Below are 15,465 nucleotides of genomic sequence, written 5' to 3'. Positions count from 1 at the left end.
CGAATAGGCGCAATTAAGCCAAATCATGTCGAATGAATGGTGATTATTACGAAATACCCACAATATGAAGAATAATAGGAACATGAGTTATGAATAGGGGATGAGTTTGTTCACATTGTTATCCACAGGCTGTTGATAAAAGATGCTAAATCGATGAGGTATTCACACCGAAAACATAATAATCATAGCAAAAGATCCCTTGTATTTCAACGAATAGTGAGATTTTATCCACAAATTCAATAGCTTGTGCATAAAAGTTATCTACACCACTACATATTGTTAATATCTTGTTACCATTTCGACAAAGTTCGTCTAAAGTCCCGAAAAACTATGCACATGTTATTAGTTTTCCGACAAAGGTACTCATTCCATACATTTATCCACAATATTTGGATAGCAGCGTTTTTAATTGACTTTTGCAGCCCGGCGTGGTTTAATAAAAAAAGCGTGTTTCAAAAATTAGCTGTTTACAGAGAACAAGCAGATCGGCGCTAAGCCGTACTGTTTTGAGTACTTGATATACGGGAGGTGCAGTTCAGATGAGACCTACATTTAAACCGAATGTAAGCAAACGCAGCAAAGTACATGGCTTCCGCAAACGGATGAGCTCGAAAAACGGACGTAAAGTTTTGGCAGCGCGTCGTCAAAAAGGCAGAAAAGTTCTTAGCGCATAAGCAAAAGACCACGTCGGGTGGTCTTTTTTTTTGCCCTGCGGGCGATACTGATAAGTAGATCCGCAGGGCAAGCATACATAAAGGGTTATTAATATGAAGAAAGAACGGTGAGCCTGGTCGTGCAAAGAAAATTGCGTCTGCGTAACCGCGCCGACTTCAATCGGATCTATCGTTACGGCAAATCGTTTGCCAATGGACAGTTTGTTGTGTATTGGTCGAGGCAGCCGGTAGCGGAGCCATTCCGGTTAGGCGTCTCCGCCAGCAAGAAAATCGGTAACGCGGTTGTGCGCAACCGGATGAGGAGAGTTATTAAGGAAATCGTCCGTTTGAACGGTGAAAAAATCGTTCCGAATACCGATTTTATTTTAATAGTAAGAAAACCTGCGGTTGAGATGGAGTCGAAGCAGCTGGAGAAGAGCATTTTTCACGTGCTGAAGAAGGCCGGTTTGCTGAAGAAGGACGCGCGTTATTAGCAATAGTGGCCAGCATTTCCAAGTTGTTTCTTTGTCCTATTATTTATGGTATAGTTTAGTCAATAAAATAATGCTTAGTATGGAGTGTTCAGAGAGGAGATTTGGTGTTGGTTTTAAAAGGAAACCGCAAGTGGCTGCTCGTACTGGGTATGGTGCTGATGGTTGTTCTGCTATCGGGTTGCGCACCGCATAATGCAACGACGAGTACATCGGATTTACAGCACGGCAACTTCTGGGAGAAGAATGTTGTTTATTACTTTGCCCTTACGCTTGATAAGTTCGCAGACTGGTTCAATGGTTCGTATGGACTAGCTATTCTGCTCATTACGATTATTGTAAGAACGGCGATTTTGCCGTTAACGCTCAAGCAGTACCGCAGCTCGAAGGCGATGCAGGCGATTCAGCCGCAAATGGCCGAGATTAAGAAGAAACATAAAGATAATCCGCAAAAACAGCAGGAAGAGACGATGAAGCTGTTCCAGGCGAACAAGGTCAATCCTATGGCCGGCTGTTTGCCGCTACTCGTTCAGATGCCTGTGTTTATGGCGCTTTATAATTCGATCTACTGGAATCCTGAGGTTCGTACGCACGAGTTCCTGGGTTTGCAGCTTGGTGAACCGGGACCTTGGTATTTCCTCCCGATCATTGCGGCAGCTACGACATTTGTTCAGTCGAAGATGATGCAGAAGCAGCAAACGCAAACGATGCCGGGCATGGGAGCGATGCTTATGATCTTCCCGGTCCTGATCTTCGTGATGGCCCTTAATTTCCCGTCGGCGCTTCCGCTGTACTGGATTTTCAGTAACCTTTACACCATTATTCAAAACTACTTCCTGTACGTTCGTTCATCAAACAAGGGTAAGGAGGCCCTCGCGAAATGAAGAAAATCGTAGCATCAGGAAAAACGATTGATGATGCTGTACGGAGCGGTTTAACACAATTAAATGTAACCAAGGATCGCGTCAAAGTGCTCGTTATGGAGCAGCCTTCCAAAGGTCTGTTCGGACTCATTGGCGTAAAGGAAGCGAAGGTTGAACTGGAGCTTATACCGGATCCAACGATTGAAGCAGAGCAATTTCTTCGTGATGTGTCAGAGGCGATGGGACTTACGATCGCTATCGAACGGAAACAAACGAAAGAAGCGACTTATCTGTCCGTTTCGGGCGGAGGGGACATTGGCATGCTGATTGGCCGGCGCGGTCAAACGCTTGACGCGCTGCAGTACTTGGTTAACATTGTGGCAAATCGATTCTCGGACAGCCATCTTCGGATCGTGCTTGATGCGGAGGATTTTCGCGAGCGTCGCCGCAGGACGCTGGAGGAATTATCGGAACGCCTTGCCGGCAGAGTAGTCCGCACGAAGAAAGAGGTCGTGCTGGAGCCGATGTCGTCGCATGAACGCAAAGTGATTCATTCCCAGCTTCAAAACCACCCAAGGGTAAAAACTTACAGCAAGGGCGATGAGCCAAATCGGCGAGTTGTTATTGCTTTAAAGGAAAAGCAGATGTAAAGTTAGATCCATACGTTATCCTATTCGCAGCAATGGCTCCCGTGGTCATTGCTGTTTTTCCATTTGAGAGGTGCATAAAAGCTGATGGTACACGATACTATTGCGGCGATCTCGACAGCAGTCGGAGAGGGCGGCATAGCCATTATTCGTGTAAGTGGTCCCGATGCGATAGAGGGAACTGCGCGAATTTTTCGTTCAAGAACCGATTTGCGGGATGCGGCAACGCATACCGTACAATACGGTCATATTATAGATCCGAAGAATGGGGAACAGGTTGAAGAGGTTATTGTAACCGTCATGCGTGGCCCCCGTTCGTTCACGGCAGAGGATGTCGTAGAGATTAATGCCCATGGCGGCGTTGTGGCGGTAAAGAAGGTGCTCGACCAAGTGCTTCTGCAGGATGGTATGCGGCTTGCGGAGCCGGGCGAGTTCACGAAGAGAGCTTTCCTGAACGGTCGGATTGATCTAATGCAGGCGGAGGCGGTTATTGACCTGATCCGTTCGAAGTCGGACCGGGCATTCTCGGTTGCGCGCAAGCAGGCAGAGGGAACTTTGTCGAAGCGGATCAAAGCTCTTCGGCAGACGGTGATTGAGCTGCTTGCTCATATTGAAGTTAATATCGATTACCCCGAGCATGATGTCGAGGATCTGACAAGCGCTTATATCCGAGAACAAAGCGGATCTGCCCTAGAGGAGATCGGCAAGCTGTTAAAAACGGCGAATGAAGGTAAAATATTGCGAGAGGGCATTATGACCGCAATTGTGGGACGCCCGAATGTAGGCAAGTCTTCCTTGCTTAATATGCTCGCACAGGAGAATAAAGCGATCGTGACGGATATTCCCGGTACAACGCGGGATGTTATCGAGGAGTATGTGACGCTTAATCATATTCCCCTTAGACTGCTTGATACGGCAGGTATTCGCGAAACAAACGATGTCGTGGAACGAATTGGCGTAGAACGTTCTCATAATGCGCTGGAAGAAGCCGATTTGATCTTGTTCGTGCTTAACAATAATGAGCCTATTCATGAGGATGACCGAGCGCTCCTGGAGAAGGTGAAGGACCGCCAGCTTATCCTTATTATTAATAAATCGGACTTGGAATCGAAGCTCGAGATGGCTGAGATTGAGGCATTGATCGATGAAGAGCGTATTGTCCGCATGTCGGTGCGCGAAGAAGATGGACTGGATCGGCTGGAGAAAGCGATCAGCAAGCTGTTCTTTGAAGGTCAGCTTGACTCCGGAGATTTGACATATGTCAGCAATGTTCGGCATATTTCTTTGTTGAAGCGGGCGCAGCAGTCGCTTATTGATGCCATTGATGCGTCGAATGCCGGCATTCCGATTGACTTGATTCAGATCGATGTACGTTCGGCTTGGGAATCACTTGGCGAAATATTAGGGGATGAGGTTGGCGATTCGTTGATCGACCAGATCTTCTCGCAGTTCTGCTTAGGAAAATAAAGAAATAACGATGACGACCGGCAGGGTTTGTATCCCGTGAGCGGTTCGATGAATTGGAGGGATAAGAAAAATGACCTATGAAGCTGGGCAATATGAAGTGATTGTAATCGGGGCGGGTCATGCCGGAGCGGAAGCAGCGCTTGCTTCCGCTCGAATGGGCTGCGAGACGCTTTTGCTTACAATCAACCTGGATATGGTGGCCTTTATGCCATGTAACCCGTCTATCGGGGGACCTGCAAAAGGACATGTCGTCCGCGAGATTGATGCGTTAGGCGGAGAAATGGGCCGCAATATTGATAAAACATTTATTCAAATGCGGATGTTAAATACGGGTAAAGGACCTGCTGTTCACGCGTTGCGCGCGCAGGCGGATAAGTTCTCCTATCAGCATACGATGAAGAAGACAATCGAGGAAACGGATCATCTGACGCTTCGCCAAGGCATGGCGGAAGATCTGATTGTCGAAGACGGCAAAATTGCCGGTATCGTAACAAAAACAGGCGCTATCTACCGGGCCAAAGCCGTTGTTATTACGACGGGTACTTACCTGCGCGGCAAAATTATTATGGGCGAGCTGATGTATGAGAGCGGCCCGAATAACCAGCAGCCATCTGTTAAGCTGTCTGCAAGCTTGAAGGAGTTGGGCTTTAAGCTCGCGCGCTTCAAGACAGGAACACCGCCGCGCGTGCATAAGGATACGATTGATTTCTCGAAAACGGAAATTCAACCGGGCGATGATAATCCGAAATTTTTCTCATATGAAACGAAATCCTCCGACAATGAACAGCTTCCTTGCTGGCTGACGTATACGTCGGAGGCTACCCATAAAATCATTAACGATAATTTGCACCGTGCCCCTATGTTCTCCGGAGCAATTGAAGGCACAGGCCCACGTTATTGTCCTTCTATTGAAGATAAAATCGTTCGTTTCGCAGATAAGCCAAAGCATCAAATTTTCCTGGAGCCGGAAGGCAAGCATACGTCGGAGTATTACGTACAAGGGCTTTCGACAAGTATGCCAGAGGATGTACAGCTTGGTATTTTGAGATCTATTCCAGGTTTGGAAAAAGTTGAGATGATGCGTAACGGCTATGCGATCGAATATGATGCGGTTGTACCGACGCAGCTATGGCCTTCGCTGGAGACAAAGCTGGTTGACGGATTATTCACGGCTGGACAAATCAACGGCACTTCCGGTTATGAGGAAGCAGCAGGCCAAGGCATTATTGCGGGTATTAATGCAGCGCGCAAAGTGCAGGGGAAAGAGCCGGTTGTTATCGACCGTTCCCAAGGCTATATCGGCGTAATGATTGATGATCTGGTGACGAAAGGCACTAGCGATCCTTATCGTCTTCTGACCTCCCGTGCCGAATACCGTTTGCTGCTTCGTCATGATAATGCAGATCTTCGCTTAACTCCGACCGGCTATGAAATCGGACTTATTTCAGAAGAACGTTATCAGGCTTTTCTTAATAAGAAAGAACTTGTGGCTCAAGAAATCGAACGGCTTGGCACGGTGAAAATTAAGCCAGAGGTTGCTCAGCCGGTACTCGATGCTGCCAACTCAGCGCCTATTGCTTTTACAATGGATGCTTTGTCGCTGCTTCGCCGTCCGGAATTGTCTTACGCGCTGCTCGAGCAGTTGTCGCCTTCGGAGCTTCCGTTGACGGAAGAAATGAAGGAGCAGGTAGAAATTCAGATCAAGTATGCTGGCTATATTGAGAAGCAGCTGCATCAGGTTGAACGCTTGAGCAAGATGGAGAAAAAGAAAATTCCGGATGATATTGTGTACAGTGAAGTGCATGGTTTGGCATCGGAAGCAAAACAAAAACTGGCGGATATCCGCCCTTTGTCGATCGGTCAGGCATCGCGGATTGCAGGCGTCACTCCGGCAGACATTTCCATTTTGCTTGTTTATTTGGAACACTATAACCGTGTGACGGCAGCGAGAGGGCAATGATGACAGAGACGCATGTATGGTTTGAAAAGCTGCTGGGGGAGAACGGTATTTTGTTATCCCCGAAACAGCTTGAGCAATTCGACTCCTACCACCGCTTGCTGGTGGAGTGGAATGAGAAAATGAACTTAACGGGTATAACTGAACGGGATGCCGTCTTCGAGAAACATTTTTACGATTCGATCTCGTTATCGTTCTTCGTTAATATGAAAGAAGTAGGCAGTATAGCCGATATCGGATCCGGAGCGGGTTTTCCAAGTATCCCACTCAAGATTTGCTACCCGCATTTGAAAGTTGTCATTGTAGATTCACTGAATAAGCGAATTCAATTCCTCAACCATTTGGTTCAAGAGCTCGGGCTCGAGAATGTGAACTGTGTTCACGGCCGTGCCGAGGATATCGCGAGAATGCCAGCGTATAGGGATTCCTTCGATCTTGTAACGGCAAGAGCGGTTGCGCGTCTGAATGTATTGAATGAATTTTGCCTGCCATTCACGCGAAAGAACGGAACCTTTGCCGCCATGAAAGGCTCGCAAAGTGTGGAAGAGGTAAAGGAGGCTGCTGTAAGTTTACGTGAGCTTAAAGCGAAGGTCCGTGCAGAGCATGCCTTCAAATTGCCTTTCGAACAGTCAGAGCGCTATATTGTGCTCATCAATAAGACAGACGCCACTCCAAAAAAATATCCGCGCAAAGCAGGCACTCCGCTGAAGCTGCCGCTTGTGTAACCGCAAATAAAAACTCCGTATGTTCCACGTGGAACATACGGAGTTTTTATTTGCGTCAATCTGAAATATTACGAAGATCAAGCAGGAAAAAACCAAAGTGAAGTCGAAATAAAAGAGTAGAGAAAGAATCCCGTTTTGTCAGGGGTTTACATAGGGTTTCTAGCACAACCGCTAGTCTCTTAAATGAGGTTGTTTGTAAGAGGGAATATATATAAAATGGTAGTAACGGGAATATACCCGTTAATGCATAGCAGCACATCTTGGAAACCAACCAATATAACGGTAATGGTTTCTTGGTCGGGTGGTAGAGTAGATAATATGAAAGAATCATTTTCCCGTTTGTTCGGTCTAAGTGATCAGCGGAGCGGTCAAGAAGAGGTTCGGCAGATTCCTATTCAAGATATTGATACGAGTCCATTCCAGCCTCGGACAATCTTCGATGACGAACGTATCGATGAGTTGTGCCAAACGATCAAAACACATGGCGTTATTCAACCCATTGTTGTTCGCGCACGTAATGGCAGATATGAAATTATTGCAGGCGAACGTCGCTGGCGTGCGGTAACAAAGCTTGGATACGATACAATTCCGGCTATTATCCGCGAATTTAACGATTCACAGACGGCATCTATCGCATTGATCGAAAATCTGCAACGTGAAAATTTGACGGCGATTGAAGAAGCCGTGGCCTACCAGAAGCTGATCGAACTTCATGAGCTGACACAGGAGAGCCTTGCGCAGCGTTTAGGCAAGAGCCAATCTACAATTGCAAACAAGCTTCGCTTGCTGGGATTAAATGACACTGTCAAAGAGGCGCTTGCTAGTCGTAAAATATCAGAGAGACATGCGAGAGCATTGCTTTCTCTTGATACGGAAGAGCTTCAGAACCAGGTGCTCGAGGAGATCATTACGAAGGAACTAAACGTCAAACAGACGGAGAATCGTATTGCTTCTCTGAAGGAAGAGCCGAAGGCGAAACAAACGAAGCGTTTTGCGATGCCGAAGAACACGCGTCTTGCTTTTAATACCATTCGTCAGGCTGTACAGATGGTGTCCAGCACGGGGATGGAAATTAAAGCGGACGAAAAAGACCTTGGCGATTTTTATGAAATTACTATTCATATACCGAAAAATTAGCTTTGCGTAAGTCATCTATGATGAACGTAATAGTACTAATCCGGGCCGTCCTCTTTGAGGACGGCGAAACCGTTTATATCGATACGTTTCACCGTTTGATCATCAGGGGATTTAAAAGTTTGGACACAGAGGTGAACAAGTTTGTCTAAAATCATTGCAATAGCCAATCAAAAGGGCGGTGTTGGTAAAACGACAACGTCTGTTAACTTAGGGGCTTGCCTGGCAACACTCGGTAGACGAGTATTGCTCGTTGACATTGACCCACAAGGTAACACGACAAGCGGAATTGGCATTAACAAAGCAGATGTAAATAACTGTATTTATGATGTGCTTATTAACGATGTGCATCCAAAGGATGCAATGTTTGAAACGAAAATTGATGGTCTGAAGATCATTCCAGCGACGATTCAACTCGCCGGTGCCGAGATTGAAATGGTACCAACGATTTCGCGTGAGCTTCGTCTGAAAAAGGCGTTGTCCCTTGTTAAGGATCAATTCGATTATATTCTGATCGATTGCCCGCCGTCGCTTGGCCTGCTGACAATTAACTCTTTAACAGCGGCTGATTCGGTTATCATTCCAATTCAATGCGAATATTACGCGCTGGAAGGATTAAGCCAGCTCTTAAATACAGTAAGACTTGTTCAAAAACATCTGAATACGGCTCTTCAAATCGAGGGTGTATTGCTGACCATGCTGGACGCTCGGACTAACTTGGGGATTCAGGTTATCGAAGAAGTGAAGAAGTATTTCCAACAGAAGGTGTATCAAACCATCATTCCGCGTAATGTTCGTTTGAGTGAAGCGCCATCTCACGGCGAAGCTATTATTACGTATGATCCAAGATCCAAAGGTGCTGAAGTATATCTTGAACTTGCTAAGGAAGTGATTATGTATGAGCAAGCGGCTAGGTAGAGGACTTGATGCGCTTATTCCATCGCTTTCGGTAAGCGAAGACGATAAAGTCATTGAAATTCAATTGACGCAATTGCGTCCGAACCCATACCAACCACGCAAAACGTTTGACGACGAGTCAATCAAGGAATTGGCAGAGTCAATCAAGCAACATGGTGTTATTCAGCCAATCATTGTACGAACGGTATTGAAGGGTTACGAAATCATTGCGGGGGAGAGACGGTTCCGTGCTTCCCAGCTCTGCGGTAATGCAACGGTCCCTGCCGTAGTTCGGGCATTTTCCGATCAACAGGTTATGGAAATTGCCTTGATTGAAAACCTGCAGCGTGAAGATCTGAATGCGATTGAAACAGCCATGGCTTATCAAGGGTTAATGGATAAGTTCAAGTTGACCCAGGAAGAGTTGTCGATGAAGGTGGGAAAGTCCCGTTCTCATATCGCGAACTTCCTTCGTCTTCTTGCACTGCCTGCTGAGATCAAAGACAATGTTTCACGTGGAACAATCTCGATGGGTCATGCTAGAGCATTGGTAGGGATCAAAGATGCAGCAGTCCAGAAGGACATGGCTAACCGGACTGTCAGTCTTGGGTGGAGCGTGCGCGATCTGGAGGAAGCGATTCAGAAGCTGGAAGTGAAGGAGACGGCAGAAGCGGCAAAAGCGAAAGCAAAGTCGAAGAAACGGGATCCGTATATCGAGAGCCTGGAAGAGTCGCTGAGAGACCGTTTCAAAACGACGGTTAAGATTAAGCAGCAAAAGGATAAAGGGAAAATAGAGCTGCAATACTACAATAAGCAAGATCTCGAGAGACTGCTCGAGCTGCTCCAAAATATGGCGTGATTTAGGCGAAAATCTAGCATACCAAAGTTGTAATCTTTGTACTGAAAGATTAAACTAAGGTATGCTATTCTTATGTTCTGTTATGGTGTTTAAGAGGGATTATTGAGAGGAAAGAAAGAGAGAGGAGGATGGAACAAGGTGGAAGGAATTATCTATTTGGACCATGCTGCAACATCGTGGCCAAAACCGCCGGCTGTACTTGAGGCGATGCAACATGCCATGCTGCATGAAGCGGCAAATCCGGGAAGGGGCAGTCATCGGATGGCTGTAAAGGCTAGCCGGGTCCTATTTGATACGAGGAAGCAATTAGCGAAGCTGTTTCGGATCAAAAATCCGAATGATATAGCATTTGCCGCCAATACGACAGCCGCATTAAATATGGCAATAAAGGGCTGGGTAAAAAGCGGAGATCATGTGATTGCTACTTCGGTTGAGCATAATTCGGTAAGAAGACCTCTGGAGTATTTAAAGCAGGCTCTAGGTATCCATGTTACGTATGTAGAGGCGGATGAGGCCGGCAGGATTCAGGCGGAACGGATTGCTTCGGCTATAACTGCGCAAACTTCATTAATTATAGTTAACCATAGCTCTAATCTGCTGGGCACCATTGCACCAATTGCCCAAATTGGCGAATTGGCTAGAAAAAAGGGTATAAAGCTGCTTGTTGATGCGGCACAAAGCGCCGGTATTCTTGAGATTGATGTAGAGGCGATGGGGATCGACATGATGGCCTTCCCTGGTCACAAAGGATTGCTTGGCCCACAGGGCACAGGAGGCCTGTACATCCATCCTAACGTTGATCTCGTTCCTCAGTTGCATGGCGGAACAGGAAGCCAATCCGAGGCTCCTGAGCAGCCTAGCGTGCGTCCTGACCGATATGAGGCGGGAACGCAAAATACACCCGGCCTCGCAGGTCTCAAGGCGGGTGTCGAATATGTTCTGCATGAGACGGTTCATAACATCCATACTAAGGAATGGGCATTAACCCAGCGGATAATGGATGGACTTTTAGCGGTAGACGGGATTAAGGTTCTTGGGCCTAAGCTAGGCGAGCAAAGAACGGGGATAGTCGCATTCGTAGCGGACGGAATCGATCCGTCTGAGATGTCTTTTATACTTGATCAGCATTATCAAATCGCGGTTAGAGCGGGCTTTCATTGCACACCGCTGGCCCATGCCTGTGCAGGTACGACAGGAACAGGCGCAGTACGAGCAAGCGTAGGTTGTTTTACAACAGAGCAAGAAGCGGATGCCCTTGTTGCAGCAGTGAAAGAAATACGGAAGCAATATTCTTAGCATAATTTTCTGGGGGCGGAAGTTCGAAATGGATGAGTGGACGAATAACCCGATGAATGGGGTTACGGTTGTACTGGCATTGTTGGTCATCGTGTTATTGATTAGAATTTCAATTGTTGGCAGAAGACTGAAAAAGCTCAGAAAGCAGTATGTGGAAGTGATGGGCAACACGGGCATTACGAATTTGGAAGAAGTCATTATCGACCTGAAGCAGTCCATTACGGCACAAGAGCTGCAAAGCGAAAAGCTCTTAAAACAGATGGAACAGATGAAGGAAGTGCAGCAGCAGGAAAAAGGCCGCGTTGGAGTTCTGCGCTATAATGCGTTCGCTGATCAGGGCAGTGATCTCAGCTTCTCGATTGCAGTGGTGAATGCGGCGCAGGATGGGGTAGTGATCTCAGGGCTGCACAGCCGGGAGAATACTTATGTGTACGCCAAGCCGGTAAGCAAAGGCGATTCGAACTACACGCTTACTCCAGAAGAGCGCAAGGCAATAGCTGAAGCGAAGTAATTAATTAGTGCCCGGATGTTCCAAGGCGGCTGCCTGTTCTCTGGAACGGGCAGAGACATGTATGCTGTTCATAATGGAGGAGAATACGCTGGAAGCGATGATGTCGGCCATTTTCATGACCAGATGTAAACGCGTGTTCTGCAGGACAAAATACTCCATAAATCCGCCGACGTTAACGATGCCTGTTATATGGATATCGCCGACAGGAGGAAGTTCCTTGTTCACACCGGCGCCAGGTCTTACAGGGCCTGTGCCTAATTGAATCGAGCCGATGCTGGATACTTGCCCAAGGCAGGCATCAATGCCGATAACAAACGGTTTTTGATAAGTGCGATTGATCTGATGGAGTGTCTCTTCGAGGTTCATGGCATGTACAGGCTCTTCTAAGGTACCGTAAATGGAAAAGTAGGGGCTCTGATACTTGGAAAGGCTCGTTCCGATCAGTGGGCCAAGGGAATCGCCGGTAGAACGGTCAGTTCCAACGCACACGATTACGATAGGCCGCCCGGCGGACATCTCGTCGATCATAAGAGAAAGCCGGTTGACGATTTGCCCAACAGCATTCGCTTCCGTGTAAGGAACCTTTAACGGAATGTCCTTCATAAAAGATAGTTTCATAGAATCCCCTCCATAAATGCCAATATGATACTAGTATATGGAAGGGACAACCATTTTATACGTCGCGAAGCCAATAGTTTCGTTCTATGAGGTGAGGGAGAGGAGAAATCGCGATGTTAATCGCCTTTGATTCGACACAGCAAGCGCTGCGCGCGGAGATGCTGCTGGAATATGCGGAGGTTGAAATCGATATATGTCCAACTCCGAAAGAGATTACGGCCGGCTGCGCGTTATCGATTCATTTTCCTGGGGAAGAGCTGGAAACAGTCAAGCATGTTATCGAGACGGAAAATGTAGAAATAAGAGGGGTTTTCAAACCGATTCAGGACGGGTATGAACAAGTTAACCTGTAGGATTGGCAAGGATGGTGGTGCGGTAAAATGGATATTCAAGCCTAATATAAAGATATTGCGGCATGGATAACAAGCGAGACAACATGGGAAGTTTTTGGACAATCGGTCTTGCGCATTGCGCTTATTATCATCATTGGACAGGTTATTATCTGGATTGCTAATAAAACGATTGACCGGGTAGTATTAAACCGCTCGGAGAGTCGAATGGTCCTTCAAACCAGAAGAATGACGACTGTAGGCAAGCTGGTAAAAAACATTATCTCCTATGCGGGATATTTCATTATCGGCATGCTTGTACTTGACGAGTTTGGCGTACAGCTCGCGCCGCTGCTCGCGGGCGCCGGTGTCATTGGACTGGCTATCGGATTTGGTGCCCAAAGTCTGGTGAAAGATATTATTACGGGTTTCTTTATTATATTTGAAGATCAGTTCGCGGTTGGAGATGTCATTCAGACAGGCGAATTCAAAGGAACGGTTGAGGTTATTGGACTCCGGGCAACAAGGATCCTTAGCTGGACGGGAGAGGTTCATATTATTCCGAACGGCATGATCAATGAGGTTACGAATTTCTCGATGCATAATTCAATTGCATTTATTGATGTATCGATCGGTTACGAGGAGGACGCGGAAAAAGCGATAGTGATTATCCGCAGGGAACTCGAACGGTTCGAGAATGACAATCTCGTTAAGCCTCCGGAGGTGCTTGGTATTCAGACCATGCTGTCAACCGAGCTCAAGGTACGCATAACGGCAGAATGCATTCCTAATACGCAGGCGATCGTAGCAAGGGCATTAAATGCTTATATCAAGAAAGTGCTAGACGGCCACGGAATTGACATTCCGTATCCGCGAATGGTAACGTATCATCGCAATGAAAGGGGCGGCGATCCGAATGGAGCGTAAACAATTCGAGCTGGGCGATATCGTTCAAATGAAGAAGCAGCATCCCTGCGGATCCAATGAAATGGAGATTATCCGCATGGGGATGGATATCCGTATCAAGTGCGTAGGCTGTAAACATAGCGTTCTGGTTCCGAGAGCAAAGTTCGAGAAAAACATGAAGAAGGTACTGCGTTCCGCTGCGGATTCGGGGCAAAACGAACAGGCTTAATATTTTTCAAAAAAACAGTTGCATTGGGACAAGGCCTGTGATAATATAGTTTTTGCTTGACACAAACGGAGAGGTACCCAAGAGGCCCAAGGGGGCTGACTCGAAATCAGCTAGGCGTGTCAAAGCGTGCGTGGGTTCGAATCCCACCCTCTCCGCCATATTAAGTAAATAACGCTTAGGCGGTTACATAAAGAAGAAAGCTCCTACGAGATCACGTAGGAGCTTTTTTTTCATCTTCGGAAGAAGCGGGTGAGCGAATGAATCGGTATGATATTACAATCGTCGGAGCAGGTGTCAGCGGCATATTTGCCGCCCACGAATTAGCTGCAAGCGGATTGAAGGTATTCATGCTGGACAAAGGCAAGATGCTTGAGGAACGAACCGATAGCTATATCGGTTTTGGCGGGCTTGGCCTATCGGAAGGCAAATATAATTATACGAATGATTTCGGCGGGGAGCTGGAGCGGAAGACCGGTTACCAAGCTGCGCTGCAGCTGATGGAAGACGTGGATACGATCCTGTGCAAGTACGGAGGAGGCGCTTCGGAGCTGTATAGTACCTATGATTCCGAACTGTCTGAGCGGGCACAGGAAGCTGGCTTTGGCGTGCTGACGACGAAAACCAGGCATCTGGGAACAAAATTGTCAAAGGCTGTTCTAGAGCGCATGTACGACTACTTGAATTCCCGAATCACGATGAGATTTGAGGCAGAGCCCGTTCGAATCCTTCAGAAGGATAACGGACGCTTTGCTATAGAGCTGGCTGATGGAACCGTTATTGATTCCAGGCAAGTTATTGTGGCAACCGGCAGGAGCGGGAACGAATGGTTTACCAGTCAATGCGAAAGCCTTGGAATTGGCAGGGGAGAAGCAAGGGTTGACCTGGGACTTCGAATCGAGATGAAGGGCGACCAGCTGGCTTCGATTCTGCGGCGTTCTTTCGAGACCAAGCTTAGCTTCGAGGGAGAAGGCTACACGGCCACGACTTATTGCATGAATCCGCAGGGCAGGGTTGTGCTCAAGCTGCAGGAAGGATTGGCGATGCCGGACGGACAAAACTTCCGCGAGAAGGAAAAGGGCAGCTCCAATCTGAACTTTACCCTATTTGTGCCGAACCGATTTGCTACGCTTGATGAAGCAGATGCTTATTTAAAAAATATTGTCTGCGGAATTAACCGGGGACGAAACCGGATTGCTGCTGAAAGGCTTGGATCTCTCCGCGGAGGGAAACGGTGCCACTCCAAAGGCGAAGCTGCTGTCAGAGCCGTCAGAGGCGTTACACCAACGCTGGAGGCGGAATTTACGGAGCTGAGGAAAGAGGTGCCGGGACGGTATATAGAAGCGACTCTGGCCTTTCTGGGCGCTTTGGAGAAGCTGCTGGGGGAACCTATTGATGAAGATACCATTTTGTACGCCATTGACGGAAAGCTGTATTCACCGGCAATCGAGACAAACGAGAAGTTCGAGACGAATATTGAAAGATTTTTCGTGATCGGGGACTGCTCAGGGACAACGCATTCCTTATCTCAGGCAGCGGCAAGCGGCGTTTATGTCGGCCGGCTGCTTGCCGGTCAGGACGCTTGATAGAGCTTATACTCATACTTGCCGAACGGAAACTGAAAAAAGGGACTCTCGCGAGTCCCTTTTTCGACGGTGTTGTAAGTTTCGATGAATTATCGCCTTCATACAACGGAAAACCAGGTGCAATCTTCACAGATCGGTACACAATTCCATTAGGTATCGCTTTTCCGATCGCGATTGCTCGTGTGTTACAGCAACGTGTATTTAGCACAACGCCTCGCTTCTTAAGTGATGAGTAGTCAAATTCTCTAGTAGTCCTTGCCCCTATACAGGTCCAATGGAACCACACCTCTCTTCACCGTC

General features: G+C 47.3%; 17 protein-coding genes and 1 tRNA gene. 17 read left to right on the top strand and 1 reads right to left on the bottom strand.

The features are described 5' to 3' along the window. Positions 1–539 precede the first annotated feature (539 nt). The 12 genes from rpmH (at position 540) to PJDR2_RS31575 (ending at position 11,500) form a co-directional block, all read left to right on the top strand. A complete protein-coding gene (rpmH, locus tag PJDR2_RS31630) occupies positions 540–674 on the top strand; it encodes a 50S ribosomal protein L34 (protein ID WP_015847830.1) in 135 nt (44 codons plus the stop codon). Between the two features lie 119 nt (positions 675–793). After that, the gene (gene rnpA, locus PJDR2_RS31625; protein ID WP_015847829.1) at positions 794–1,147 is read left to right on the top strand and encodes a ribonuclease P protein component; all 354 of its coding nucleotides are present in this window, start codon (positions 794–796) and stop codon (positions 1,145–1,147) included. A gap of 104 nt (positions 1,148–1,251) precedes the next feature. Beyond that, positions 1,252–2,028: a YidC/Oxa1 family membrane protein insertase gene (locus PJDR2_RS31620; RefSeq protein ID WP_015847828.1), complete on the top strand. Its 777-nt coding sequence runs from the start codon at positions 1,252–1,254 to the stop codon at positions 2,026–2,028. Further along, entirely contained in the window at positions 2,025–2,657 is a 633-nt protein-coding gene (jag, locus tag PJDR2_RS31615) for an RNA-binding cell elongation regulator Jag/EloR (RefSeq protein ID WP_015847827.1), read from the top strand. Before PJDR2_RS31620 ends, jag begins: the two co-directional genes overlap by 4 nt. Before the next feature lie 84 nt (positions 2,658–2,741). Continuing rightward, positions 2,742–4,121: a tRNA uridine-5-carboxymethylaminomethyl(34) synthesis GTPase MnmE gene (gene mnmE / locus PJDR2_RS31610; protein ID WP_015847826.1), complete on the top strand. Its 1,380-nt coding sequence runs from the start codon at positions 2,742–2,744 to the stop codon at positions 4,119–4,121. A 70-nt stretch (positions 4,122–4,191) separates the two neighbouring features. Continuing rightward, positions 4,192–6,081, top strand: coding sequence for a tRNA uridine-5-carboxymethylaminomethyl(34) synthesis enzyme MnmG (gene mnmG / locus PJDR2_RS31605; RefSeq protein WP_015847825.1), 1,890 nt, complete (start codon positions 4,192–4,194; stop codon positions 6,079–6,081). Beyond that, positions 6,081–6,803: a 16S rRNA (guanine(527)-N(7))-methyltransferase RsmG gene (gene rsmG / locus PJDR2_RS31600; protein WP_015847824.1), complete on the top strand. Its 723-nt coding sequence runs from the start codon at positions 6,081–6,083 to the stop codon at positions 6,801–6,803. Before mnmG ends, rsmG begins: the two co-directional genes overlap by 1 nt. Before the next feature lie 318 nt (positions 6,804–7,121). Next, entirely contained in the window at positions 7,122–7,940 is an 819-nt protein-coding gene (gene noc, locus PJDR2_RS31595; RefSeq protein WP_015847823.1) for a nucleoid occlusion protein, read from the top strand. A gap of 141 nt (positions 7,941–8,081) precedes the next feature. After that, positions 8,082–8,855 carry a ParA family protein gene (locus PJDR2_RS31590; protein WP_015847822.1) on the top strand — a complete coding sequence of 258 codons (774 nt, stop codon included), beginning with the start codon at positions 8,082–8,084 and terminating at the stop codon, positions 8,853–8,855. Next, positions 8,836–9,693 (top strand): ParB/RepB/Spo0J family partition protein, encoded by an 858-nt coding sequence (locus PJDR2_RS31585; protein ID WP_015847821.1) that lies wholly within the window; start codon positions 8,836–8,838, stop codon positions 9,691–9,693. The genes PJDR2_RS31590 and PJDR2_RS31585 overlap by 20 nt, the downstream gene beginning before the upstream one ends. Positions 9,694–9,831: 138 nt before the next feature. Continuing rightward, the gene (locus PJDR2_RS31580; protein ID WP_015847820.1) at positions 9,832–10,989 is read left to right on the top strand and encodes an aminotransferase class V-fold PLP-dependent enzyme; all 1,158 of its coding nucleotides are present in this window, start codon (positions 9,832–9,834) and stop codon (positions 10,987–10,989) included. A 28-nt stretch (positions 10,990–11,017) separates the two neighbouring features. Next, complete coding sequence (locus PJDR2_RS31575; RefSeq protein WP_015847819.1) at positions 11,018–11,500, top strand: DUF4446 family protein; 483 nt, start codon at positions 11,018–11,020, stop codon at positions 11,498–11,500. Here the strand turns inward: PJDR2_RS31575 and yyaC are convergent, their stop codons facing one another. Beyond that, positions 11,501–12,118 carry a spore protease YyaC gene (yyaC, locus tag PJDR2_RS31570; RefSeq protein WP_015847818.1) on the bottom strand — a complete coding sequence of 206 codons (618 nt, stop codon included), beginning with the start codon at positions 12,116–12,118 and terminating at the stop codon, positions 11,501–11,503. Positions 12,119–12,231: 113 nt separating this feature from the next. Between yyaC and PJDR2_RS31565 the strand changes: the two genes are divergently transcribed. The 5 genes from PJDR2_RS31565 (at position 12,232) to PJDR2_RS31545 (ending at position 15,165) form a co-directional block, all read left to right on the top strand. Next, a complete protein-coding gene (locus tag PJDR2_RS31565; RefSeq protein ID WP_015847817.1) occupies positions 12,232–12,471 on the top strand; it encodes a DUF3343 domain-containing protein in 240 nt (79 codons plus the stop codon). A 108-nt stretch (positions 12,472–12,579) separates the two neighbouring features. Further along, a complete protein-coding gene (locus PJDR2_RS31560; protein ID WP_015847816.1) occupies positions 12,580–13,374 on the top strand; it encodes a mechanosensitive ion channel family protein in 795 nt (264 codons plus the stop codon). Continuing rightward, the gene (locus tag PJDR2_RS31555) at positions 13,364–13,582 is read left to right on the top strand and encodes a DUF951 domain-containing protein (RefSeq protein WP_015847815.1); all 219 of its coding nucleotides are present in this window, start codon (positions 13,364–13,366) and stop codon (positions 13,580–13,582) included. The genes PJDR2_RS31560 and PJDR2_RS31555 overlap by 11 nt, the downstream gene beginning before the upstream one ends. Before the next feature lie 67 nt (positions 13,583–13,649). After that, positions 13,650–13,740 (top strand) — tRNA-Ser (locus PJDR2_RS31550). A 99-nt stretch (positions 13,741–13,839) separates the two neighbouring features. After that, positions 13,840–15,165 (top strand): NAD(P)/FAD-dependent oxidoreductase, encoded by a 1,326-nt coding sequence (locus tag PJDR2_RS31545; RefSeq protein ID WP_015847814.1) that lies wholly within the window; start codon positions 13,840–13,842, stop codon positions 15,163–15,165. Positions 15,166–15,465 lie beyond the last annotated feature (300 nt).

This window comes from Paenibacillus sp. JDR-2, assembly GCF_000023585.1.
Lineage (GTDB): Bacteria > Bacillota > Bacilli > Paenibacillales > Paenibacillaceae > Pristimantibacillus.
The sequence above is the reverse complement of the archived record's forward strand: the minus strand, read 5'-3'. Positions and strand labels throughout refer to the sequence as shown.

Excerpts from the sequence above, each read along its gene's own strand:
- rpmH (WP_015847830.1), top strand. The coding sequence starts at position 540 with ATGAGACCTACATTTAAACCGAATGTAAGCAAACGCAGCAAAGTACAT.
- jag (WP_015847827.1), top strand. The coding sequence starts at position 2,025 with ATGAAGAAAATCGTAGCATCAGGAAAAACGATTGATGATGCTGTACGG.
- mnmE (WP_015847826.1), top strand. The coding sequence starts at position 2,742 with ATGGTACACGATACTATTGCGGCGATCTCGACAGCAGTCGGAGAGGGC.
- mnmG (WP_015847825.1), top strand. The coding sequence starts at position 4,192 with ATGACCTATGAAGCTGGGCAATATGAAGTGATTGTAATCGGGGCGGGT.
- rsmG (WP_015847824.1), top strand. The coding sequence starts at position 6,081 with ATGACAGAGACGCATGTATGGTTTGAAAAGCTGCTGGGGGAGAACGGT.
- noc (WP_015847823.1), top strand. The coding sequence starts at position 7,122 with ATGAAAGAATCATTTTCCCGTTTGTTCGGTCTAAGTGATCAGCGGAGC.
- PJDR2_RS31585 (WP_015847821.1), top strand. The coding sequence starts at position 8,836 with ATGAGCAAGCGGCTAGGTAGAGGACTTGATGCGCTTATTCCATCGCTT.
- PJDR2_RS31575 (WP_015847819.1), top strand. The coding sequence starts at position 11,018 with ATGGATGAGTGGACGAATAACCCGATGAATGGGGTTACGGTTGTACTG.
- yyaC (WP_015847818.1), bottom strand. The coding sequence starts at position 12,118 with ATGAAACTATCTTTTATGAAGGACATTCCGTTAAAGGTTCCTTACACG.
- PJDR2_RS31565 (WP_015847817.1), top strand. The coding sequence starts at position 12,232 with ATGTTAATCGCCTTTGATTCGACACAGCAAGCGCTGCGCGCGGAGATG.
- PJDR2_RS31555 (WP_015847815.1), top strand. The coding sequence starts at position 13,364 with ATGGAGCGTAAACAATTCGAGCTGGGCGATATCGTTCAAATGAAGAAG.
- PJDR2_RS31545 (WP_015847814.1), top strand. The coding sequence starts at position 13,840 with ATGAATCGGTATGATATTACAATCGTCGGAGCAGGTGTCAGCGGCATA.